The sequence below is a fragment of the Streptomyces sp. NPDC001617 genome (genome assembly GCF_053596855.1).
Genome location: NZ_JBSFHA010000013.1, coordinates 92,723 through 115,235, shown reverse-complemented (window position 1 = coordinate 115,235; position 22,513 = coordinate 92,723). Strand labels below are relative to the sequence as shown.

General features: G+C 71.2%; 16 protein-coding genes and 1 pseudogene. 3 read left to right on the top strand and 14 right to left on the bottom strand.

The genetic code is table 11. The features are described 5' to 3' along the window. Window positions 1–27: 27 nt before the first annotated feature. Window positions 28–1,431, top strand: a complete 1,404-nt coding sequence (locus tag ACWC09_RS13110) for a protein kinase domain-containing protein (RefSeq protein WP_450850596.1) — start codon at window positions 28–30, stop codon at window positions 1,429–1,431. A 16-nt stretch (window positions 1,432–1,447) separates the two neighbouring features. Here ACWC09_RS13110 and ACWC09_RS13105 read toward each other — a convergent pair whose 3' ends face one another. The 3 genes from ACWC09_RS13105 to ACWC09_RS13095 all read right to left on the bottom strand — a co-directional run bounded on the left by ACWC09_RS13105 (window position 1,448) and on the right by ACWC09_RS13095 (window position 5,722). Continuing rightward, complete coding sequence (locus ACWC09_RS13105; protein ID WP_450850595.1) at window positions 1,448–2,311, bottom strand: Fpg/Nei family DNA glycosylase; 864 nt, start codon at window positions 2,309–2,311, stop codon at window positions 1,448–1,450. 40 nt (window positions 2,312–2,351) lie between these two features. Further along, window positions 2,352–4,427 carry a SpoIIE family protein phosphatase gene (locus ACWC09_RS13100; protein WP_450850594.1) on the bottom strand — a complete coding sequence of 692 codons (2,076 nt, stop codon included), beginning with the start codon at window positions 4,425–4,427 and terminating at the stop codon, window positions 2,352–2,354. 86 nt (window positions 4,428–4,513) lie between these two features. Next, window positions 4,514–5,722 (bottom strand): DUF6777 domain-containing protein, encoded by a 1,209-nt coding sequence (locus tag ACWC09_RS13095; RefSeq protein ID WP_450850593.1) that lies wholly within the window; start codon window positions 5,720–5,722, stop codon window positions 4,514–4,516. A 134-nt stretch (window positions 5,723–5,856) separates the two neighbouring features. On the opposite strand from ACWC09_RS13095, the gene ACWC09_RS13090 reads away from it, so the two are divergent. Further along, the gene (locus tag ACWC09_RS13090; RefSeq protein WP_450850646.1) at window positions 5,857–7,278 is read left to right on the top strand and encodes a lipase maturation factor family protein; all 1,422 of its coding nucleotides are present in this window, start codon (window positions 5,857–5,859) and stop codon (window positions 7,276–7,278) included. Between the two features lie 4 nt (window positions 7,279–7,282). On the opposite strand, the gene ACWC09_RS13085 is transcribed toward ACWC09_RS13090, so the two are convergent. The 8 genes from ACWC09_RS13085 to ACWC09_RS13050 are packed head-to-tail and all read right to left on the bottom strand — an operon-like array spanning window position 7,283 to window position 15,129. After that, window positions 7,283–8,116 (bottom strand): amidohydrolase family protein, encoded by an 834-nt coding sequence (locus ACWC09_RS13085; RefSeq protein WP_450850592.1) that lies wholly within the window; start codon window positions 8,114–8,116, stop codon window positions 7,283–7,285. Further along, a complete protein-coding gene (locus tag ACWC09_RS13080) occupies window positions 8,113–8,427 on the bottom strand; it encodes an L-rhamnose mutarotase (RefSeq protein WP_450850591.1) in 315 nt (104 codons plus the stop codon). Before ACWC09_RS13080 ends, ACWC09_RS13085 begins: the two co-directional genes overlap by 4 nt. Further along, the gene (locus tag ACWC09_RS13075; RefSeq protein WP_450850590.1) at window positions 8,424–9,410 is read right to left on the bottom strand and encodes an aldo/keto reductase; all 987 of its coding nucleotides are present in this window, start codon (window positions 9,408–9,410) and stop codon (window positions 8,424–8,426) included. Before ACWC09_RS13075 ends, ACWC09_RS13080 begins: the two co-directional genes overlap by 4 nt. Then, on the bottom strand, window positions 9,407–10,162 hold the full coding sequence (locus ACWC09_RS13070; protein WP_450850589.1) for an SDR family NAD(P)-dependent oxidoreductase: 756 nt from the start codon (window positions 10,160–10,162) through the stop codon (window positions 9,407–9,409). The genes ACWC09_RS13075 and ACWC09_RS13070 overlap by 4 nt, the downstream gene beginning before the upstream one ends. Next, window positions 10,159–11,499 carry an L-fuconate dehydratase gene (locus ACWC09_RS13065; RefSeq protein ID WP_450850588.1) on the bottom strand — a complete coding sequence of 447 codons (1,341 nt, stop codon included), beginning with the start codon at window positions 11,497–11,499 and terminating at the stop codon, window positions 10,159–10,161. Before ACWC09_RS13065 ends, ACWC09_RS13070 begins: the two co-directional genes overlap by 4 nt. A gap of 39 nt (window positions 11,500–11,538) precedes the next feature. Further along, window positions 11,539–12,567, bottom strand: a complete 1,029-nt coding sequence (locus tag ACWC09_RS13060) for an ABC transporter permease (protein WP_450850587.1) — start codon at window positions 12,565–12,567, stop codon at window positions 11,539–11,541. Next, window positions 12,560–14,059 (bottom strand): sugar ABC transporter ATP-binding protein, encoded by a 1,500-nt coding sequence (locus ACWC09_RS13055; RefSeq protein WP_450850586.1) that lies wholly within the window; start codon window positions 14,057–14,059, stop codon window positions 12,560–12,562. Before ACWC09_RS13055 ends, ACWC09_RS13060 begins: the two co-directional genes overlap by 8 nt. Beyond that, window positions 14,056–15,129 (bottom strand): sugar ABC transporter substrate-binding protein, encoded by a 1,074-nt coding sequence (locus ACWC09_RS13050; RefSeq protein WP_450850585.1) that lies wholly within the window; start codon window positions 15,127–15,129, stop codon window positions 14,056–14,058. Before ACWC09_RS13050 ends, ACWC09_RS13055 begins: the two co-directional genes overlap by 4 nt. A gap of 164 nt (window positions 15,130–15,293) precedes the next feature. On the opposite strand from ACWC09_RS13050, the gene ACWC09_RS13045 reads away from it, so the two are divergent. Then, complete coding sequence (locus tag ACWC09_RS13045; protein WP_450850584.1) at window positions 15,294–15,995, top strand: FadR/GntR family transcriptional regulator; 702 nt, start codon at window positions 15,294–15,296, stop codon at window positions 15,993–15,995. 169 nt (window positions 15,996–16,164) lie between these two features. On the opposite strand, the pseudogene ACWC09_RS13040 reads toward ACWC09_RS13045, so the two are convergent. The 3 genes and pseudogenes from ACWC09_RS13040 to ACWC09_RS13030 all read right to left on the bottom strand — a co-directional run. Then, window positions 16,165–19,179: pseudogene (locus tag ACWC09_RS13040) on the bottom strand (alpha-mannosidase); the annotation flags it as partial. A gap of 54 nt (window positions 19,180–19,233) precedes the next feature. Continuing rightward, window positions 19,234–21,234: an endo-beta-N-acetylglucosaminidase gene (locus ACWC09_RS13035; RefSeq protein ID WP_450850583.1), complete on the bottom strand. Its 2,001-nt coding sequence runs from the start codon at window positions 21,232–21,234 to the stop codon at window positions 19,234–19,236. Continuing rightward, the gene (locus tag ACWC09_RS13030) at window positions 21,231–22,478 is read right to left on the bottom strand and encodes a glycoside hydrolase 5 family protein (protein ID WP_450850645.1); all 1,248 of its coding nucleotides are present in this window, start codon (window positions 22,476–22,478) and stop codon (window positions 21,231–21,233) included. The genes ACWC09_RS13035 and ACWC09_RS13030 overlap by 4 nt, the downstream gene beginning before the upstream one ends. Window positions 22,479–22,513: the final 35 nt, after the last annotated feature.

Genomic DNA, 22,513 nt, shown 5'->3' with positions numbered 1-22,513 from the left:
TGTCGTGGTGTTGCCGGGATATTCGGGATGGGTGCACTGGTGTTGTTGGCGGACCGCTATGCGCTGGACGAACTGCTGGGGCGCGGGGCCATGGGTGACGTGTGGCGAGCCACCGACCGGCTCCTCGTCCGCCCGGTCGCGGTCAAGGTGCTGCGGATGGAGGAGGCCGCGGACACGGAGCGGTTCCGCCTGGAGGCACGGATCGCGGGCCGCCTCAACCACCCGAACGTCGTCGGCGTGTACGACTTCGGCGCACACCATGACGGCCGGCCCTACCTCGTCATGGAGCTCGTCGACGGCTGGAGCCTGGCCCAGGAACGCTCCCTGCGCGGCGCCCTGCCCCCCTGCGAGGCGGCCGGGCTCGCGGCCCAGATGGCGGCCGGGCTCACGGCGGCACACCAACAGGGCGTGATCCACCGGGACATCAAGCCGGCCAACGCGATGGTCACGACCGACGGCACCGTCAAGATCACCGACTTCGGCATCGCCCGCTTCGCCGACGAGGCGGCGGGCGCGGCGACCGCGACCGGCAAGGTCCTGGGCACCGCCGACTACCTCGCTCCGGAGCGGGCCCTGGGGCGGCCCGCCCGGCCCTCCGTCGACATGTACTCGCTGGGCTGCGTCCTGTACGAACTCCTCACCGGCCGCCCGCCGTTCCGGGGCGCGACCTCGCTCGCCGTGGTGCAGCAGCACGTCGACGCGGCTCCGCTGCCGCCGGTCCGACTGCGCGCCGAGACACCCCGCCCCCTCTCCGACTACGTGCTGTGCCTCCTGGCCAAGGACCCGGTGGCACGGCCCGGCGCGGCGGAGGCGGCCGACTGGCTGGGGGCGTTGGCGCGGAGGTCGGCCTCGGGCGGACGGACCGCCTCCACCGCATACCGGCGCGTGCCACTCACTCCGGCCGAGCCGGGCAGCGTCACGGCCCACCGGCCGGTGCCGCCCCCGCCGTCCGCCACGGCCGGACCAGCCGCCGACACCGCCCACGGGCCGATGCCGCCCGACCCGGGCACCACCGCCCACCGGTCCGTGGCCTCCGTGGGGTCCGCTCCGCACACCGGACCCTCGTCGGTGCCGTCCCCCTCCGTCGCCCGCGCCTCCCACTCCCGCCCGCGCGGCCGCGGCCGACTGGCCGTGAAGGCCGCGGTGGGCGCCGGTGCCGTGGCGTTGTTCGCCGGGGCCGCCGCGCTCGGGGCGACACTCGACTCGGGCGACGTCCAGGGCCCTTCGACGCCCGTCTCTGCGACGTCATCGGCGGTCGCCTCCGCGCCCCCCGACGGGACCGGCACAGCGAGGACACCCTCCGCCGACTCGAACCCGACGGCACCGTCCGTCTCCCCCGCCACCACCGGACCTCCTCCGAACGACCACCAGGCCGCCCGGGAGGACAAGCCCAAGGGCAGGGAAGAACACACCAAGGGCCACGCCCGCTGATCGCCCCACCGGCGATCTACTTCAGCAACCGCGACATCCTCCGGTCCGCCAGTGGCTTACCTCCCGTCTGGCAGGTCGGGCAGTACTGGAGGGAGGAGTCGCTGAAGGAGACCTCCCGGATGGTGTCGCCGCAGACCGGGCAGGGCTCGCCGGTGCGGCCGTGGACGCGGAGGCCGCTCTTCTTCTCGGCCTTGAGGCGGCCGGCCGACACGCCGCGGGAGCGCTCGACCGCCTCGGTGAGCGTGGTGCGCAGGGCCTCGTAGAGGCGGGTGGTCTCCTCGGGTGTGAGGGACGCGGCGAGTTTGAAGGGGGACATCTTCGCGGCGTGCAGGATCTCGTCGCTGTAGGCGTTGCCCACCCCGGCGATCAGGCTCTGGTCGCGCAGGGCGCCCTTGAGCCGGCGTCTCTCGGGTCCGAGGAGGTCCGTGAACGCCTGCTCGTCGAAGGTGTCGGCGAGCGGGTCCGGACCGAGGCGGGCGATGCCCGGGACCTCCTGCGGGTCCTGGACGACGTAGACCGCGAGGCGTTTCTGGGTGCCGGCCTCGGTGAGGTCGAAGCCCTCGCCGGTCTCCAGGGCGACCCGCAGGGCGAGGGGTCCCTTGCCGGGGCGGGGCGGGCCGTCGGGGAGCCGGTCCTTCCAGTGGAGCCAGCCGGCGCGGGCGAGGTGGGTCACGAGGTGCGGGCCGCCGTCGGTGGCGAGGTCGAGGAACTTGCCGTATCGGCGCACGGCGGTGACCTCGCGGCCCTCGAGCGCGCCGAGCGGAGGGTCGTAGGTCTTCAGGACGCTGATCGCGACCGGCAGCACGCGCACGATCTCGTGCCCGACCAGGTGCTCGGTCAGGAAGTCCTTGAGTGCTTCGACCTCGGGGAGTTCCGGCATACGTCCAGAGTGCCACCCGCCACCGACGGCGCCAGGCGGGTCAGGTGTGAGCCCCCACCAGGAACTCGCACCACACGCACTTGCCGCCGCCCCGCGCCTCCACACCCCACACGTCCGTGAGCAGGTCGACCAGAAGCAGGCCCCGGCCGGAGACGCCCGACTCGCCCGCCTCACGGCGGCGCGGCAGGGCGCTGGAGGAGTCCTCGACCTCGACGCGCAGTCGGCGGTCGCTGCCGGTGAGGATCCTGAGGGTGACGATCGCCGAGCCTTCCGTGTGCATCAGGGCGTTGGTGATCAGCTCGTCGGCGACCAGTTCGACCTCGTCGGCGCGGTCCCTGGCGCCCCAGGCCCGGACGGCGGCCCGGATCATGTGGCGGGCGTGGGTGAGGGCCTCCGGGTCGCCGGGGGCCACATGCTGCTGGAGCCGGCCGCCGGACTGCGGGGTGTCCAGGCCGCGGCGGCGCAGCAGGAGCAGGGCGACGTCATCGTCGCCGCCGCGTTCCTCCGCGACGTCGATGAGGCAGTCCGCGAGGTCGCGTACGTCTTCGGGTCCGCCCTTGACCAGTGCGATGAGGGTCTGCATGCCGTCGTCGAGGTCGGCGCCGGGCTGTTCGACCAGACCGTCGGTGCACAGGAGGAGGGTGTGTCCGGGGTCGAGTTCGAGGGTGCCGACCGGGTATTCGAGACTGCCGAACTCGGCGGACAGGCCCAGCGGGAGCCCGCCCTCGACGGCGACGCGGCGGCAGCTGCCGTCGGTGCCCCGGATCAGCGGGTCGATGTGGCCGGCCCGGACCATCTGGACGACCCCGGTGGACAGGTCGGCTTCGGCGTAGAGGCAGGTCGCGAAGCGATCGGTGTCGAGTTCGCGGAGGAAGACGGAGGCGCGGGCCATCACGGTGGCCGGGGTGTGCCCCTCGGCGGCGTAGGCGCGCAGCACGATGCGCAGCTGACCCATGACGGCGGCCGCGTGCGTGTCATGGCCCTGGACGTCGCCGATGACGGCGCCGACCCGGCCGCCGGGCAGCGGGATCAGGTCGTACCAGTCGCCGCCGATGTCCCGGCCGAGGGCGCCCGAGCGGTAGCGGACGGCGACGTCGGCGCCCCGCACGCTGGGGATGGTGCGCGGCAGCATGGCCTGCTGGAGGCCGCTGGCGACGTCCTTCTCCTGCTCGTAGAAGGTGGCCCGCTGCAGACTTTGCGCGATGCTGCTGCCCAGGGCGAGCAGGACGTTGCGGTCCTCGGGCGAGAAGCCGCGCCGGTCGCTGTAGAGGAGGCCCATGGCGCCGATCGGGCGGGCCTGCACGATCAGCGGGAGATAGGCGGCCGCGGTGATGTTCAGGTCGGTGATGTGCGGCCACAGGACGGGGTAGCCCTTCGCGAACTCCTCCGGTGACTCGATGAAGCGGGGCATGAGGGTCCGTACGACCTCGCTCATCGGGTAGGGGTCGTCTATACGGGTGACCAGGGTGCCGGGCACGAAGCTGCCCTCCGGCCCCTCGGCGATCAGCCGGATGCGGCCGGCCTCGACCAGGCCCATGACCAGGCTGGTGGCGCCGAGATGGGTCAGGCCGTGGGTGTCCTTGAGGACGTCGATGACGTCCTGGACGGTGCGGGCGTGGGCGAGGGCGGCCGTGGTGAGCTGGACGACGTTGGTCTGGTCGCGCCGGGCCGCGGCCTGGTCGGCCTGCTCCCGGCGGGCCGCGAGTTCGTCGAGTTCGTCGGTCGCGTCCCGGACGATGCCGATGATCCTGCGGGGGCGGCCCGTCTCGTCGCGCCGGATGTAGCCCTGCGTGTGGGTCCAGCGCAGGCTCCCGTCGCGGCGGCGGATGCGGAGGTAGGCGCCGTAGTTCTCGCTGCCGTCCTTCAGGGCTTGGGCGACCAGGGCGTCGAGCCGGTAGGCCTCCGCGGGCGGGACGCGGATCGCGAGGGTCTCGGGGTGGTCGTCGTACTCGTCGGGGCGCAGGTCGAAGACCTCGTGGGCCTGGGCGTCCATGTGGAACAGGCCGCTGTCCAGGTCCCAGTCGAAACTGCCCATGCGGTTGAGCGCCAGGATCGGATCCGGGTGGGCGGGCCAGTCGTCCGGGAGTGACAGGGCGCTCGCTCCCCGATCAACCATGGGGCCACCTTGCCAGGGTTTGACCGATTCTTCGACCGGGACGACAGGGTTGGTTCGCAGGAGTTCGGGCCGGAGGCATGCCCCGCTCAGCCGCCGAAGACGTCGGTGGGGCTGTCGAAGATGCTGCCGGTGGTGGTGTCGTCGGGGATCAGTCCGCCGCCGTCGGGCTGGTCGGGGGTGTCGGGCACCGTCTGCGGGCCGATGTCGGCGGAGGGGGTCCGAGACGTGTGGGGCTTCCCGGGCACGGTGGCCGAGGTGCTCGTCGGCGGGGTGGCGGTCACCGTCGCCGTCGGGCAGCCGGTGGGCGGTGTGTACGGCTTCCCCGTCGGTACGACGCCGGTGGTGGCGCCCGGCGTGACGGTCGCGGTCGGCCTCACGCAGTCGGTGGCCGGTGCGGACGGCGGAGCCGAGGACTCCTCGCTCGGCGAGGCACTGGTGGTGTTGCCGGGACCGGCGCTGGACCGGCTGCCGTCGGGGCTCGGAGTGGGAGTCCTCGTGTATGTCGCGGTCGATGTCGGAGGGTCCGGCGGCGGTACGACGTGGTCGTGATGGACGTCGTGCCCGATGGGCCGCTCGATCCAGGTGTTGTTGACGACGTTGATGATCGTGATGTTGGTGACGACCTGGGGCGCCGGGGTCACGACGATCACCTGGGTGGGCCGGTAGCCGGACCAGGGGTGTCCGTTGGTGCCGTGGCGCCCCTGCTCGGCGACGGGCGGCTGCAGCGGATTGCCGCAGGCGCAGCGCACGCGGGGGACGCCCCGGTTGTCGACCAGGACGGCGGTGCCGGCCTGGAGTACGGACGGGAAGCTGGTGAGTCGGCCGCCGCGGAAGCCGTGGTCGGTGACGCGGGTGTCGGCGCGCAGCGCGACGGGGGCGAGGCCGCGCAGATAGTCCGGGACGGAGGCCTGGGAGATGCCCTCGGCCTGAGCGAAGGCCCGGGCCTTGGACGGGTCGGAGGTCAGGTAGTCGATCTGCCGGTTCACGTCGCAGCTGCCGACGCGCTCCGTGCCGCCGTAGAGGCCGGGGGTGGAGCCGGAGATCGACCGCACGGCCCGGGAGGTGCCCGTCGGGGTCGACTGCGGCGGCCGGGCAGCCGGCGACGGGGCGGCCGGCGAAGTGTCGGTGGATTCGGTGAACGGGTCCGGTCCCTGGGCCGCGACCGGCTGCAGGAAGACCTCTCCGCTCTCGCTGTCCGCCCTCGTGGCCTGGTCGCCGTTGCCGCCGCAGCCGGCGACGAAGAGCGCCACCGAGAGCGCGCAGGCGGTGACGAGGGTTCCGGTGACTCTCCGCACCTTGTCCTCCTGCCTCACTTCAGGCAATTCGTCACTATTGTCTGCTTCACTCACTCGGGTTACGCAAGCGGAGGATGGTTACACGGAGCGTGACACAGGGTTCCGGCGCGACACTGGAGTGGGAGGGCACGGCCGTGGACTGGTTCACCACACCCGACTACTGGATGAGCCGGCTGGTCTTCCAGCGGGCTCTGGCCGGTGTGTACCTCGTGGCCTTCCTCACGGCGGCTCTGCAGTTCCGCGCGCTGATCGGCGAGCGCGGCATGCTCCCGGTCCCGCGCTTCACGGAACGGGTGCACTTCAGGCGGGCGCCGAGCCTGTTCCAACTCCACTACTCCGACCGCTTCTTCGCGGCCTGCGCGTGGACGGGCTGCGCGGTGTCGGCGGCACTGCTGGCGGGCCTGGACTCCTCACTCCCGCTGTGGGCCGGGATGTCGCTGTGGCTGATCCCCTGGGCGCTCTACCTCTCGATCGTCAACGTGGGCCAGACCTGGTACGCGTTCGGCTGGGAGTCCCTGCTCCTGGAGGTCGGCTTCCTCGCCGTGTTCCTCGGCAACGACGACATCGCTCCCCCGTTCGTCGTCCTGTTCCTGCTGCGCTGGATCCTCTTCCGGGTCGAGTTCGGCGCGGGCCTGATCAAGATGCGCGGCGACGCCTGCTGGCGAAAGCTGACGTGCCTGGACTACCACCATGAGACCCAGCCGATGCCGGGCCCGCTGAGCTGGTTCTTCCACCATCTGCCGAGGCCCGCGCACCGGGTCGAGGTGGCCGCGAACCACGTCACCCAACTCGTCGTCCCCGTCCTCCTGTTCGCCCCGCAACCGGTGGCCACCGCGGCAGCCTCCCTGATGATCGTCACACAGCTCTGGCTGGTCCTGTCCGGCAACTTCTCCTGGCTGAACTGGATCACCATCGTGCTGGCCGCGTCCGCGCTACGGCTCCCGGCCGACGCACCGTCCGTGCCGAACGCCCCGCTCTGGTACGAGGTCCTGGTCCTCGCGACAGCCGCCCTGCTCATCGGCCTGAGCTACCACCCGGTCGCGAACATGATCTCCCGCCGCCAGGTCATGAACCGCTCCTTCGACCCGCTCCATCTGGTCAACACCTACGGCGCGTTCGGCAGCGTCAGCCGGCTCCGGTACGAGGTGGTGATCGAGGGCACCTCCGACGACGTGCCGCGCGAGGACTCGGACTGGCGGGAGTACGAGTTCAGGGGCAAGCCGGGCGATCCACGGCACTGGCCACGTCAGTTCGCCCCGTACCACCTCCGCCTGGACTGGCTGATGTGGTTCGCCGCGCTCTCCCCGTCCTACGCCGGCTCGTGGTTCGGCACGCTGGTGGAACGGCTCCTGGAGAACGACCGGGACACCCTACGACTCCTCCGCCACTCCCCGTTCCCCCCGGACGCCCCGCCTCGCTTCATCCGGGCGCGACTGTTCCGGTACCGGTACACGAGTTGGCGGGAGTTGCGGGAGACGGGGGCGTGCTGGGAGCGGACGTTCGTGCGGGAGTATCTGCCGCCCACGCGGTTGTCAGGGGTGAGCCGGCGGTCCTGAGCCCTCACAGGCCGTACACCCGGGCCGCGGTCTCTCCGAACACCTCCGCTCGCTCCCTGTCACTCAGGTTGACCACCAACTCCACGGTGGAATCGGCGACTTGGGCGTATGACGCGGCCAGGGTGCACACCGGCCAGTCGGAGCCGAACATCAGTCGCTCGGGCCCGAAGCACTCCAGGGCGACCTGCGCGTAGGGGCGGAGGTCGTCCACCGTCCAGGAGTCGGGGTCGGCCTCGGTGACCAGCCCCGACAGTTTCGCGACCGTGTTGGGCTGGGCGGCGAGGGCGTGGAGGTCGGAGGTCCAGGGCTGCAGGGTGCCGGAGACGACAGGGGGCTTGCCCAAGTGGTCGAGGACGAAGGTGAGGTGGGGGAGGGACGCGGCCGCCTTGGCGCATGCCGGGAGTTGGTGGGGCAGGACCACCAGGTCGTAGACCAGGCCCGCCTCCGCCACCGCCGTCAGGCCTCGGCGTACGTCCGGGCGTAGCAGCCACTCGGGATCCGGTTCGCCCTGGACCTGGTGGCGGATGCCCTTGAGGTACGCGCCCCCGGGCAGTTCGCGCAGGCGGGCGAGTTCGTCGGTGATGTCGGGGCGGGTGAGGTCGGTCCAGCCGACGACGCCGGCGATCAGGTCGTGGCAGGCGGCCAGGGCGAGGAACTCCGGGGTTTCCTCCGGGACGGTGATCGTCTGGACGAGGACCGTGCGGTCGACGCCGGCCGCGCGGGCCTCCGGTTCCAGATCAGCGACCGTGAAGTTGCGGCGGATCGGGCTGTGTTCGGGAATCCAGTCCTGGTCCCGGACCGACAGGTCCCAGACGTGGTGGTGGGCGTCCACCGTCATGGCAGCTCCCAGACCACGGGCAGCCCCGCGTCCGCGCCGTCGTCGGAGTAGTCGTGGACGACGTCCAGCAGCTCCGCCATGCGGGCCTGCCAGGTGACGTTGACCGGGAGTTTCTCGAGCTCGGCGAGGAGGCGGCCGTAGTCCTCGCACTCCAGGACATGGAAGAGGTCGGTGCCGCTGCGCCAGATGGTCCAGGAGGTCGCGCCGGCCGCGCGGATGGCGTCCGTCAGCTCCTTCGGAACCTCGCGGTGGGCGGCCTCGTACTCGGCGATGCGGTCCGCGCGGACCTTGGTGTGCAGGGCGACTCTCATGACGATTCCTCGCTGGGGACGGGGGCCTCGGCGGGCAGGAGTTCCTCGGCGCGCAGTTCCTGCCAGAAGGCGGCGGGCACATCGGCCGCGAACTGCTCCGCGGCGTCCCGGACTTCCCCGGCCGAGCGCGCGCCGACGAGTACGCTCGCGACCGCCGGATGCGCCGCACAGAAGGCCAGGGCCGCGGCCCGCAGGGTCGTGCCGTGGCGGTCCGCGATCGCCTTCAGGTGCAGGGCACGGTCCAGCAACTCGACAGGAGCTGCCGCGTAGTTGTACGTCGCTCCCGGTTTCGGGTCCGCCAGCAGACCGGAGTTGAAGGCGCCGCCGATCACGACGGACCTGCCCCGCTCCTGCGCCGCCGGCAGGAGTTCGCTGAGCGCGCGCTGGTCGAGGAGCGTGTAGCGGCCGGCACACAGGACGACATCGACGTCCGTGTCGCGAAGGAAGCGGGTCAGCATCTCGGCCTGGTTCATGCCGACGCCGATCGCGCCGACCACGCCCTCGGAGCGGAGCTTCTCCAGGGCCGGGTACGCCTCCCGGAAAGCCTGTTCGGCGTGGTCGTCGGGGTCGTGGATGTAGACGACGTCGGCGCGGTCGAGGCCGAGCCGTTCGAGGGCGGCCTCCAGGGTGCGCCGTACGCCGTCCGCGCTGAAGTCCCACACACGGCGATGGGTGGCGGGCACCGCGAAGCCGTTGGCCAGGTCGTCTCCGCCGCCGTCCCAGGGCTCCAGGCGGCGGCCGACCTTGGTGGAGATCGTGAACTCCGCCCGTGGGTGCTCCCGCAGGGCCGCACCGAGGCGGCGTTCGGACAGTCCGAGGCCGTAGTGCGGGGCCGTGTCGAAGTAGCGGATGCCCTGCTGCCAGGCGGCCTGAACGGCCTCGTGCGCCTGCTCCTCGCCGACCTCGGTGTAGAGGCTGGCGATCACCGCCCCGCCGAAGCCCAGCGGGCTGACCTCGACCTCGCTGCCGCCGAGCCGGTTCACTGGCCCACCGGCCTCAGACGAAGGCCCTGCATACCGCCGTCCACGGCGAGGGAGGTACCGGTGGTGGCACCGGACAGGGGGCTCGCCAAGTAGGCGATGGCACCGGCGACCTCGGATGCCGAGACGAGACGGCCGGTGGGCTGGCGGGCCTCCAGGGCGGCGCGTTCGGCGGCCGGGTCGGTGGCCTTGGACAGCAGGCGGCCGATCCAGGGGGTGTCCGCCGTACCGGGGTTGACGCAGTTGACGCGGATGCCCTCGCGGACGTGGTCGGCGGCCATCGCGAGAGTCAGGGAGTACACGGCGCCCTTCGTCGCGCTGTACAGCGCGCGCTGTGGCAGGCCTGCCGTGGCGGCGATCGAGCAGGTGTTGACGATCGCCGCGTGCTGCGACTCCCGCAGGTGTGGGAGGGCCGCGCGGGCCACGCGCACCATGCCGACCACGTTGACGTCGAGGACCCGGTGCCACTCGGCGTCGTCGTTGTCCTCCACCGTCCCCTGGGCGCCGATGCCCGCGTTGTTGACCAGTACGTCGAGGCCGCCCAGCTCGGCGACCGCGGCGGCCACCGCCTCCCGTACGGAGGTGTCGTCGCTGACGTCGGCCCGGAAGCCGAGCAGCGGCTTCTCGACCGAGGAGGGGTCGAGGTCGAGGACGGCGACCTGGGCGCCGCGGGCGGCCAGGAGGTCGGCCGTGGCCCGTCCGATGCCGGAGGCGCCGCCCGTGACCAGGGCCTTGAGGCCCTCGAAGTCGCTCATGCGGCCTGTCCCTTCTTCTCGTCGAGGTCGGCGACCCAGAAGTCGCCGTCGGGGAAGGTGTACCGCGCGATCGACTCGGGACGCATGGCCGCCGAGAAACCGGGTGCGGTGGGTGCCGTGTAGTGACCCTCGCGGATCACCACCGGGTCGAGGAAGTGGTCGTGCAGATGGTCGACGTACTCGATGACCCGGTCCTCGGTGGTGCCGGTGACCGCCACGTAGTCGAACATCGAGAGGTGCTGGACGAGTTCGCACAGGCCCACGCCGCCGGCGTGCGGGCAGACCGGTACGCCGAACTTGGCGGCGAGCAGGAGGATGGCGAGGTTCTCGTTGACGCCGCCGACGCGGGCCGCGTCGATCTGGACGACGTCGAGGGCGCCGGCCTGGAGGAGCTGCTTGAAGACGATGCGGTTCTGGACGTGCTCGCCGGTGGCGACCTTGACCGGGGCGACGGCCTCGCGGATCGCCGCGTGGCCGAGGACGTCGTCGGGGCTGGTGGGTTCCTCGACCCAGTACAGGTCGAACTCGGCGAGGGCCTTGGTCCAGCGGATCGCCTCGTCGACGTCCCAGCGCTGGTTGGCGTCGATCGCCATACGAATGTCCGGGCCGACGACCGCACGGGCGACCCGGCAGCGGCGGATGTCGTCGTCGAGGTCGGCGCCGACCTTCAGCTTGATCTGTGTGAATCCGTCGGCGACGGCCTGGGCGGCGAGGCGGGTGAGCTTCTCGTCGCTGTAGCCGAGCCAGCCGGCGGAGGTGGTGTACGCCGGGTAGCCGCGCTCCAGCAGGCGGGGGATGCGCTCGGCGGCGCCCTGTCGGCCGCGGCGCAGGATGTCCAGCGCCTCCTCGGGCGTGAGCGCGTCCGTCAGGTAGCGGAAGTCGATCTGCGAGACCAGCCACTCGGGGTCGGCCTCGGCGAGCAGCCGCCACAGGGGCTTGTCGGCGCGCTTGGCGGCGAGGTCCCACACGGCGTTGATGACCGCGCCGATCGCCATGTGCATCACGCCCTTCTCGGGCCCCAGCCAGCGCAGTTGGCTGTCCCCGATGAGGTCCCGGTAGACCGCTCCCGGGTCGGCACACAGCTCGTCGACCGACCGTCCGACCACGTGGTGGCGCAGCGCGTGGATCGCGGCGACCTGGACCTCGTTGCCCCGCCCGATGGTGAAGGTGAAGCCGTGCCCCTCCGGACCGTCCTCGGCATCGGTGCGCAGTACGACGTACGCGGCCGAGTAGTCGGGATCCGGGTTCATCGCGTCGGAGCCGTCGAGCTCGCGCGAGGTCGGGAACCGGATGTCGTGGGTGTCGACCGCTGTGATGCGGACGGGCGTCGGGGACACGGAGGGCCTTTCGGTCGGTGACAGAGAACGGTGTCGGTGTCAGTCCTGGGCGCGGCCCGTCGTCACACGGGCGATCATGAGGGCGACCAGGATGATTCCGCCGTAGATGGCCTGGATCCAGAAGGACGGCACCTGGGCGAGGGTGAGCAGGTTCTGCACGACCCCGAGGAGGAGTACGCCGGTCAGGGCGCCGAACATGGTGCCCTTGCCGCCGTCGAGGCTGATGCCGCCGATGACCGCCGCCGCGAACACGGTGAAGATCATGTTCTGGCCCTGGTTGGCACTGATGGCGCCGACGTACCCGGTCTGCATGATCCCGCCGACGGACGCGAGCACGCCCGCCACGACGAACACGCCGAGCATGACCCGCTCGACGCGGATACCGGCCGCGCGGGCCGCGTCCGCGTTGCCGCCGATGGCGTAGAGGGCGCGTCCTATGCGGTGGTACTTCAGGACGAGCCCGGCGACGGCGAAGGCGACCGCCGCCAGCCATATGGACATCGGGACGTTGAGGAAGGTGCTGGTGGCCAGGGTGTAGAAGCTGTCGGGCATGCCGAACAGGGTCTTGCCCTTGGTCGCGCCGACCAGCAGCCCGCGCAGGACGATCAGCATCGCGAGCGTCACGATGAAGGCGTTGAGCTTGAACTTGACGACGAGGATGCCGTTGAAGGCGCCGACGGCTCCGCCCACCAGGAGGATCGCGAACAGGGCGAGTCCGGCGGGGAGTTCGGTACCCCAGCCGGACTGCGCGGAGGGCAGCACGAGGAGGGCCCCGACGGCGGGGGCGATACCGACGACCGATTCGAGGGACAGGTCGAACTTGCCGGTGATCAGGACGAGCGACTCGGCGAGCACGACCATCGCGAGCGCGGCGGAGGCACCGAGGATCGAGATCAGGTTGCGCTCGGTGAGGAACGCGTCGTTGACCACCGCGCCCAGCACCATCAGCAGCAACAGGGCGGGTACGAGGGCCAGTTCGCGGGCCCGGCGCAGCAGTACCGTCTTGGCCGACCGCGCGACGGGGGCGCTCGGCGGTGCGAGCGGTTCGGCCGCCTTGGTGTCAGCCATGGTCCACTCCTTCGATGGAGGCGATCAGCTCGTGGTCGCGCCAGCCCGCCGGATGCTCGGCGACGACGCGGCCGTGGAAGAGGACGAGGACGCGGTCGCAGCGCCGCAGGTCGTCGAGTTCGTCGGAGACGACGAGCACCGCGGTGCCGTCCTCGCGGGCGGTGTCCACGCGGGCGAGCAGGGACTCCTTGGACTTCACGTCGACGCCCGCGGTGGGGTTGATGAGGACGAGGAGCGTCGGGTCGGAGGCGAGGGCACGGGCCATGACGACCTTCTGCGCGTTGCCGCCGGACAGGTCGGAGACCGGCTGCTCGGGGCCCTCGGTGTGGATGTCGAGGCGGTCGATCAGCTCGGTGGCGAAGCCGCGTTTGCGGTCGGTGCCGATGAAGCCGAAGCGGCCGAGCCGGTCGAGGACGCTCATGGTGGCGTTGTCGCCGATGGTCATGGAGCGCACCAGGCCCTGCTCGTGCCGGTCGCGCGGGACGCACCCGACGCCTGCCTCCAGGGCGGCCTGCACCGAGCCGAACTTCAGCCGCTCGCCGTCGAGTCGGGCCCATCCGGCGGTGGGTGTGCGCAGGCCCGCGAAGGCCTCCGCCAGCTCGATCTTGCCGCTGGCGCTGGACCCGGCGAGCCCGACGACCTCGCCGCGCCGGACGGTCAGGTCGATGTCCTCGTACGCCTCCGAGGTGAGCCCGCGTGCGTCGAGGAGGACGGGCGCGCTGTCGTCGACGAGCCCTTCCTGTACGGCCTGTTCGGCGATGGTCTCGATGGACTCCCCCGCCATGGCCTCGATCAGCGCCGCCCTCGGCAGGTCGGCGACCGGGGCCGTGGTGATCCAGCGCGCGTCGCGCAGGACGGTGACGGTCTGGCAGACCTCGTAGACCTCCTGCAGATGGTGGGAGATGAACAGGAAGGTGACACCTGAGTCCTGCAGGCCGCGCATCCGGTCGAAGAGCCGCTCGATCTCGCGGTTGTCGAGCTGGGCGGTCGGCTCGTCGAGGATGATGAAGCGGGCGCCGAAGCTCAACGCCCGTGCGATCTCCACCATTTGACGGTCCTCGACCTTGAGGTCGGCGGTGCGCGCCTCGGGGTCGACGTGCACGTCCCAGGTGTCGAGAAGGGCGGTCGCCTCGCTCCTCAGCCGACGCCAGCTGATGAAGCCCCGGCGCTGCGGCTGACGGTTGATGAAGAGGTTCTCGGCGACCGTCAACTCAGGGACTACGGTGGGGTGTTGGTAGACGCAGGCCACCTTGCGGCGCCATGCGTCGCGGTCGGCGAGCGGGGGCGCGGGCTCACCGTCGAAGCGGACCGTGCCCTCGTCGGGCGCCTCCAGGCCGGTCAGGATCCGGACCAGGGTCGACTTGCCGGCGCCGTTGCGGCCGACGAGGGCGTGGGACTCGCCGGGCAGCACGGTGAGCCTGCCCTCCGCGAGGGCGGTGGTGGGGCCGTAGCGCTTGACGATGTCCCGCGCCTCAACAAGTGGCGTACTCATTTGACCGTGTTGCCCCAGAGCTTGGGGTCGTCGACGTTGGACTTGGTGACCAGTGGGGCCGGCAGCTGGTCCTCGAGGATGCCGCTGGGCAGCTTGACGATGGTCGAGTCGTGGTCGGTCGGGCCGGGCTTGAAGGTCTTCCCCTCCATCGCCGCCTTGATGTAGTACATGCCGTACTTGGCATAGGCGTCGGCCGGCTGGGAGACGGTCGCGTCGATCTCGCCCTTGCGGATGGCGTCGAACTCCTGCGGGATGCCGTCGTTGGAGACGATGACGATGTGGCCCTTCTGGCCCGCCGTCTTCAGCATGTTCTTCGACTTCAGGGTCTGCAGGGTGGGCGCGAGGTAGACGCCGCCGGCCTGCATGTAGATGCCCTTGATGTCGGGGTTGGCGTTCAGCAGGGTGTCGAGCTTCGAAGCGGCCGTGTCGGACTCCCACTTGGCGGGGATCTCCAGGACCTTCAGCTTGGGGTACTTCTTCTTCACGCAGGACCGGAACGCCTCCGAACGGTCCCGGCCGTTGACCGAGGCCAGGTCGCCCATGATCTGCACGACCTTGCCGCTGGTGACGTGCTGGCCCAGGTAGTCGCAGGCCTTCGTGCCGTACGCGACGTTGTCGGCGCGCACCACCATCGCGACCTTGCCCTTGTCCGGCGCCACGTCGACAGCGACGACCGGCACGTCCTTGCGCTCGGCCTGGTCGAGGCCCGCCTCGATGGCGGCGCTGTCGAGCGGGGCCACGACCAGGCCCTTGACGCCCTGGTTGAGCTGGTTGTTGATGTCGGTGATCTGCTGCGAGGGGTCACTGTTGGAGTTGACCGTCTTCAGCGCGTCGACGCCCTCGGACTTCGCCATCTTCGGCACGTAGTCGTTGTACGACTGCCAGAACGGCGAGGTCAGCAGGGGCAGGATCACCCCGACCTTGCCGGTGCCGCCGCCTCCCGCACTACCGGAGCCCCCGGTGTCCTTGGTGCTGCCGCACGCGGCGAGCGCGAGCGAGGCGCTCGCGGCCACCACCATCACTGAGACCATGCGAAACCTGTTCCGCTTCCCCACTGTTCTGCCGGGCATCTGGCGGCTCCTCGTTGAGCGTGTTCGAGCAGATGACCGCATACTTATCAGACCACTCGGCCAGAACAACACCCTCCAGCGGCAGATTTTCACGGATTCGAGCCATAGTGGTCCGACCACATCGCCGGTTAGACTGCGGCGCACCCGGTGAGTGGAGGAATGGCGTGGACGAGACAGCCCCGCAGAAGGGCACCGTGACCCAACGCGCCATCGAGCAGATCAAGGCGCTGATCGCGGAGGGCAGGCTGGAGCCGGGCCAGCGCCTGCCCACCGAGCGCGACCTCGCCGTCCAGCTGGGCATCTCCCGCAGCTCGATGCGGGAGGCGATCCGCGCCCTCACCGTGCTCGGCGTGCTGGAGGCCCGCCACGGCTCCGGCATCTACGTCACCCAGCTGGAGGCCGGCGATCTGCTGGAGACGTTCGGCGTCGTCGCCGACCTGTCCCGGGGCCCGCGTCTGGTGGAGCTCCTGGAGGTCCGCCGCATCCTGGAGTCGACGGCCACGGCACTGGCGGCGGCCCGCATCACCCCGGACCAACTGGCCGAGGTCGAGAAGCACTTGATGGCGATGAACGCCACGGACGACCCGGACGAGATCATCGCCCACGACCTCGCCTTCCACCGCGAGATCGCCACGGCCGCCGGCAACGAGACCATGGCCGCCATCCTGGAGGGCCTCTCCTCCCGCACCTTCCGAGCCCGGGTGTGGCGCGGCTATCAGGAGGAGGGCGCCTTCGAGCGCACCCGCCGGGAACACACGGCGATCCACCGCGCGCTGGTGGCCCACGACCCGGAGGCGGCCCGGGCGGCCGCGGCCGCGCACGTGGGGGAAGTGGAGCAGTGGCTCCGGACGCAGTTGGGGGGCTGAGAGCCCTTCCGACCGATCGAGTCCCCTGCCGACCTGATGTCGGCCTCCTGGCGCACGAGGACATGCACTGCCGCGACTCGTGGTCCTCTCAACGGCTCTTCGAGAACGGGCAGGCGACAGCCGGGCGAAGCCCCGCCCGGCTGCCGGCCGCTCCCGCCACGGTCCAGCCCCTCCGCATCCGCAGGGTGACCAGCTCGAACGGCCGCAGGCGTACGGCGACGCGGTCACCGTCGTGCTCGACCGCCGCCGCGTCGGACAGCGGCCGTTCCAGCAGGTCCGTCGCCGTGACCTCCGCGACCTCGAAGCCGGCCGTCAGCACCGCCCTGGCCCGTCCCCCGTGCGCCTCGTGGAAACGGACCACGACGTCCCCGCTGCCGTCGTCGGCCAGCTTGACCGCCGTGACCACGACGGCCTCCTGATCCACCGTCACCAGCGGCGCGACCTCGCGCGCACCGTCGACTCGCCGCTGCGGAAGGTTGATCCGCCATCCCTCCCGCACGGCGTCCCCGATCCCCGCCCCCGGGACGAGAGCGTGCCGGAAGCGATGGACGCCCTGGTCGGTCTCGGGGTCCGGGAAGCGCGGGGCGCGCAGCAGGGAGACGCGGACCGTGGTGGTCGTACCCCGGTCGCCGTCCGTGCGCACGGTGCGGGTCACGTCATGGCCGTACGTCGAGTCGTTGACGACCGCGACGCCCCAGCCGGGCTCCTCGAAGTGGACGAAGCGGTGGTTGCAGGCCTCGAACTTGGCGGCTTCCCAGGAGGTGTTGGTGTGCGTGGGGCGGTGAAAGTGCCCGAACTGGGTCTCCGACGCATAGCGTTCGGCGTGCAGGTCGAGCGGGAAGGCGAGCTTCAGGAACTTCTCCGTCTCGTGCCAGTCCACCTCCGTGTCCAGCACCAGCCGCCGCTCCCCCGGCGCCAGTGACAGCACCTGAGTGACACGCGAGGAGCCGAAGGACCGGACGATCCGCACCGATGTGCCGTCCCCGCCGGGGGTCACCTCGTCGGCGTCCGTGAGGTCGGTGACCGTGTTGCGGTAGAACTCGTCCACGTCCCAGGCGTCCCACATGTTCGGGAAGTCGGGGTGGAGTTGAAGGAGGTTGGCGGCCCGTCCCGGGGCGATCGTCTCGCGGTCCGCCTCGATGTCGTACGCCGAGACGACCAGCCCCTGCGCGTCGATCACGATCCGCAGGAGTCCGTTGTCGAGGACGTGTCCGCCCTCAGGGCGTGAAGTGAGGGTGGTGGCGCCTTGTGCGACCGCCGTGCCCGCGCCGCCCGCCGGGACGCCGGCGCGGGTGTGCGGGGCCGAATTGAAGACGAGGGGCGTCGATCCCTCGCCCGCCAGGGCGCGTTGGGCCGCATCGACGATGGCGTTCAACTCGGCGGCGAGGCGCTCGTAGGTCGCCCTCGCCTCCCGGTGGACCCAGGCGATGGACGAGCCGGGCAGGATGTCGTGGAACTGGTGCAGCAGCACCGTCTTCCAGATACGGTCCAACTCCTCGTACGGATAGGGGAATCCGGTCCGTACGGTCGCCGTGGCCGCCCACAGCTCGGCCTCGCGCAGGAGGTGTTCGCTGCGGCGGTTGCCCTGCTTGGTCCTGGCCTGACTGGTGAGGGTGGCGCGATGGAGTTCGAGGTAGAGCTCGCCGGCCCAGACGGGCGGTTCGGGGTATTCGGCCTCGGCCTTCTCGAAGAACTCCCGCGGTGTCTCCCAGGCGACGGTCGCCGAGCCCTCCAGGTCGTGGACACGGGCCGCCTTGGCGACCATCTCACGGGTCGTGCCGCCGCCGCCGTCGCCCCAGCCGGTCGGGGCGAGCGAGTGGCGGGCCACTCCCTTGTCCTTGAAGTTGCGTGCCGCGTGGGCGAGTTCGCTGCCCTTCATGGAGCAGTTGTAGGTGTCGACGGGCGGGAAGTGGGTGAAGATCCGGGTGCCGTCGATGCCCTCCCAACGGAAGGTGTGGTGCGGGAACTTGTTGGTCCGGGACCAGGAGATCTTCTGTGTGAGCAGCCACTTGGACCCGGCCGCCTTGATGATCTGCGGGAGCCCGGCGGCGAAGCCGAAGGTGTCCGGCAGCCAGGCCTCCTCGTTCTCGATGCCGAACTCGTCGAGGAAGAACCGCTTGCCGTGCACGAACTGGCGGGCCATCGCCTCCGAGCCCGGCATGTTGGTGTCCGACTCCACCCACATCCCGCCGGCCGGCACGAACCGCCCGTCCGCGACCGCCTTCTTCACCTTCGCCCACACCTCCGGCCGGTGGTCCTTCACCCATGCCCACTGCTGGGCCTGCGACATGGCGAAGACGAAGTCGGGCTCGTCGTCGAGGAGTGCGGTCATGTTGGAGGTCGTACGGGCGACCTTGCGGACCGTCTCGCGCAGCGGCCACAGCCACGCCGAGTCGATGTGGGCGTGACCGACGGCGCTGATCCGGTGGGCGGACGGGGCGGCGGGGGTGCTCAGGACCTCGGCCAGGCGTGCACGGGCCTGCTCCGCGGTGCCGTTGACGTCCTGCAGGTCCACCGCGTCGAGCGCCTTCTCCACCGCCCGCAGGATCTCCCAGCGCCGTGCCGACTCCACCGGCAGCTCGGCCATCAGCTCGCCGAGCACCTCCAGGTCGAGGACCAGCTGCCACACCGTCTCGTCGAAGACGGCCAGGTCCATCCGGGTGAGGGTGTACTGCGGTTCGCCGCCGGCTGTCTCCTTGTCGCCCAACTGGGTGGGCAGGAAGGGGTGGTAGTCGAGGATGACGGGGTTGGAGGCCGCCTCGATGTGCAGGCGCACCTCCTCGCCGCCCTCGGCGGGCGCGCCGACGCGCACCCACTGGTTGCGTGGGTTGAGGCCCTTCACCGGGGTGCCGTCGGGCCGGTAGACCAGGCCCTCGCACTGGAAGCCGGGCATGTTCTCGTCGAAGCCCAGGTCGAGGACCGCTTCGACCGTCCGGCCGGCCCACGCCTCGGGGACCCTTCCGGTGACCCGGAACCAACTCGTCCCCCACGGAGCACCCCACCGGGCGCCCACCGCGATCGGCTCGGGCTCGGCCGCCAGTCCCTCCTCCACCGGCACCGGCTCGCCGGGCGCGTGCCACACCGCGACCTCCAGCGGCACGGACTCGGGGTACACGGCGGGCCGGATGCGCTCGTCGAGGACACGCTTGAGACGGGCTTCGACCAGGGTGCGGTCGTCATGCATGCGGGGTGCTCCAAGGGTGGGAGAAGGATACGGCGGATACGACTGATACGGGTGCTACCAGGTGTGGGTGACGGTGACGGGGTCCGACGAGGTGTACGGCTCCCCCACGGCACGCAGCTCCAGCCGCGCCTCCGTCTCGCCCTGTTCGGGCTGGAGGCCGGCCAGGAAGTAGGCACGCTGGCCGGTGGCTCCGAGGAAGCGGCGGGTGCCGTCGGGCAGGAGGCGGTGGAGGGTGTAGTGGCGTACGTCGCCGGGCGCCGGGTCCCAGGCGAGGCGCAGGTCGCCTCCGGTGGCAGCGGTGATGCGGAGGCCGGAGGGGGCTACGGGGGTGTCGACCGTGTCCCGTACCGCCAGCGCACCCAGTCGCCACTGCACGGGACCATCGATCGCGGTGAGTCGCACACCGATGGCACGGATGGTTCCTGAGAGGCCTGTGAGCGGGACAGTCACAGTGTTCCAGTTGTTGACCGAGTTCACGGGCAGATAGGTGTACGGCGGTGTCGCACCCGGTGAACTCGGCTCGGCTGTGGCCACGGCGAGCTCGACGTTCACGGCGCCCGCGTCGACCCGGTGCGTGAGCTCGACAACCGTGTTCACGGCAATCGGCAGGTGTGTCGCGTACAAGTCGAGCACCGCGGGTTCGCTCAGTTCACCCTCCACCAGCACACTGCTCCCACCCCGCCACGCGTCCGCGAAGTCGAACGAGACAGTCGGCCGCTCCCCCGCCGTCCGCACCACCCACCGCCGCGACGGCAGCCGGTCCTGCAGCCCGAGGTGGTTCCACGCCACGTCCGACGTGACGGCCCCCTCCTCGTACCACCGCAGCCCATGCCCCGTGTTGAAGGTGCTCGCGAACGGCACCCCGCTCACCGTCGACCGATCCGCGACCGACACGGCGGGCGCCCGCCAGGGATCACCTGCGTCCGGCTGCGCGGGATCGAGCGAACGCCCGGTCCAGAACCGGTCGTCGGCGGCGTGGAAGTCGGCCGGCGTCCGGGAGGCCGGGAGGTGGTTACGGGTCCACTCGGGCCGGTAGAAGCCGATCGACGTGATGTGCGCCGTGGCGCTCGGCACGATCGCGTCCCAGCTCACGCTCGTACCGGACCCGTTGGACTCGACGTCGACCCCCGCCCACAACTCGTAGCGGCTGCGCCCCAGTTGATCGGCCTTCGTCCCGGACGAGGACAGTGTGCTCGCGCTCCACCGGAAGTCGACGAACATGTCGTCGGCGGCCTGGAAGAAGGCCTGGTTCTGGCTGTTCAGCGCGCCCTGCCAGCTCACCGTCCCGTTCACGGTCATCGCGTCGTACCAGGTCACACGCTGCCCCCGTGCGGAGGCCAGCGACTTCAGCTCCTTGACGAAGCCGAGCATGTCAGCGCCCAGGGCCGCATCCCCGCCGCCGGTCTCGGCGTTGACGAACCATCCGTCGAAGCCGTACGCGGCGGCGACGGCCACCAGCTGGGCGGCGAGCGGACAGTGGCCGGAGGAGTCCTTCTGGACCAGGTCGCGGGTCCACTGGAGCCGGCCACCGTAGGCGGTGGGCGGCAGGAAGATGTTGCCGAGGACGGGCACGCCGTGGCGGTGGGCGGCGTCGACGACGGGCGCGTTCGGCGCGAGGATCAGCCCTTCTCCCGACGAGCCGCCCCAGAAGACGAGTTCGTCGAGGTAGGCCCAGTGGGTGAGGGCGTAGTAGTCGGCGGTCGCCGAGCCCTGGGAGGGGTTGCCGGAGGTCGGCCCGAAGGAGACCAGCGACTGGATGCGGGCTTGCCCGGAGCGGGCAGTGCTGTTCGCCGGGGTCGGGGTGAAGCGGGGCGCGAGCGGCACGGAGGCGGCGTTGAAGGCGAGGTCGGTGTCGCCGTCCGCCGTCCAGGACTTGAGGCTGCGCCAGGTGATGCCGGCGCCGGGGGTGCCCGAGGGCAGCGAGTCCGGGTACCAGTAGGAGGCGTACGGCTGAGTGGCCGTGGCGGCGGCCTTCGGGGCGGCGGAGGCCGGCAGGGGCGGGAGCAGGGCGGCTGCCGCACCGGCGAGCAGGACGGTGCGTCTGGTGGGGTTCACGAGCTGGTGCCTCCTTGTGGGGTGGGGAGTACCTGTTCGGGAGTGACGACTTCGGTGATGCCGCGGGCGGTGAGGTGGTCCTTGTCGTCCGCGCGGGTGTCGAGGACGGTGGTGGGGCGGGCGCCGTCGGCGGTCAGCCGGAAGTAGGCGTCGAAGACGGGGCCGCCGGGTGCGCAGAGTGAGCGGACGGCCGGATCGGCGGGGACGACGAGCGCCGTGGTCCTGGGAGCGGCCGCGTAGGTGTCCGCGCGAGCCGCGGCCTCGGTCAGGACCCGTGCCGCGTCCTTGGGACGCCGGTCATTGGTCAACAGGCCGAGCCCGTACTCGAGTTCGGGAAAGTCCGCGAGCTCCCGGGACACGTCGTGGGAGCACCACCAGGTGATGCCCCACAGGTCGGGGCAGTCCAGGGCGTTCGCGACGGTCGCCTCGGTGAAGGCGGCGGCATGCTCGGGCGGGATCAGCGGGGCGGGGGCGCCGACCTCCTGGAGCCAGACGGGGCGGTGCGGGTCACCGGCCCAGGCCCTGCTCAGTTCGACGAGGTACGCGGCGTGGTGTTCGGTGGGGACGGAGGTACGGCCGTGGCGCTGGGCGGTGCCGTTGAAGACCCAGGAGTGCACGGCTGTCATGGCGCCGTGCCGGGCGGCCTGGGCCGGGGTGAACGGCATGTCGTCCTGGTACCAGGTCGCGTCGTACTCGGCGTGCAGGTGCAGCCGGCCCGGGGCGCCCTCCGCGCAGGCGGCCAGCATCCGCACCAGCCAAGCCTCGATCTGCTCCTCGGAAGCCCGGTCGGGATCGGGATGCGGGCACGCCGAGAACTGGTTGACCTCGTTGCCGAGGGTCATGCCGAGGAAGTTGGGGCGGTCGGCCAGGGCGGTGGCGAGGGTGCGCAGGTAGGCGGCCTGGCCGTCGATCACCGCCGGGTCGGTGAAGAGGTTCCGTCGGTGCCAGGTCCGTGTCCAGGACGGCAGGAAGTCGAAGCTGCTCAAGTGCCCCTGCAGACCGTCCACGTTGACGTCGAGTCCGCGTTCGGCGGCGGCGTCCGCGAGGGCCACGAGCTGCTCCACGGCCCGGGGCCGGATCAGCGTCCGGTTGGGCTGGAAGTACGGCCACAGCGGGAAGACCCGGATGTGGTCGAGCCCCAGGGCGGCGATGGAGTCGAGGTCGGCGCGTACGGAGTCGAGGTCGAAGTCGAGCCAGTGGTGGAACCACCCTTCGCTGGGGGTGTAGTTGACGCCGAAGCGCACGGCAGCAGACATGCAGCAGTCCTTGAGGCTCGATG

Bases quoted from the DNA above. Each gene is read 5' to 3' on its own strand.
- ACWC09_RS13070 (WP_450850589.1), bottom strand. From the start codon at position 10,162: ATGAGCGACTTCGAGGGCCTCAAGGCCCTGGTCACGGGCGGCGCCTCC.
- ACWC09_RS13105 (WP_450850595.1), bottom strand. From the start codon at position 2,311: ATGCCGGAACTCCCCGAGGTCGAAGCACTCAAGGACTTCCTGACCGAG.
- ACWC09_RS13100 (WP_450850594.1), bottom strand. From the start codon at position 4,427: ATGGTTGATCGGGGAGCGAGCGCCCTGTCACTCCCGGACGACTGGCCC.
- ACWC09_RS13085 (WP_450850592.1), bottom strand. From the start codon at position 8,116: ATGACGGTGGACGCCCACCACCACGTCTGGGACCTGTCGGTCCGGGAC.
- ACWC09_RS13060 (WP_450850587.1), bottom strand. From the start codon at position 12,567: ATGGCTGACACCAAGGCGGCCGAACCGCTCGCACCGCCGAGCGCCCCC.
- ACWC09_RS13050 (WP_450850585.1), bottom strand. From the start codon at position 15,129: ATGCCCGGCAGAACAGTGGGGAAGCGGAACAGGTTTCGCATGGTCTCA.
- ACWC09_RS13080 (WP_450850591.1), bottom strand. From the start codon at position 8,427: ATGAGAGTCGCCCTGCACACCAAGGTCCGCGCGGACCGCATCGCCGAG.
- ACWC09_RS13110 (WP_450850596.1), top strand. From the start codon at position 28: ATGGGTGCACTGGTGTTGTTGGCGGACCGCTATGCGCTGGACGAACTG.
- ACWC09_RS13055 (WP_450850586.1), bottom strand. From the start codon at position 14,059: ATGAGTACGCCACTTGTTGAGGCGCGGGACATCGTCAAGCGCTACGGC.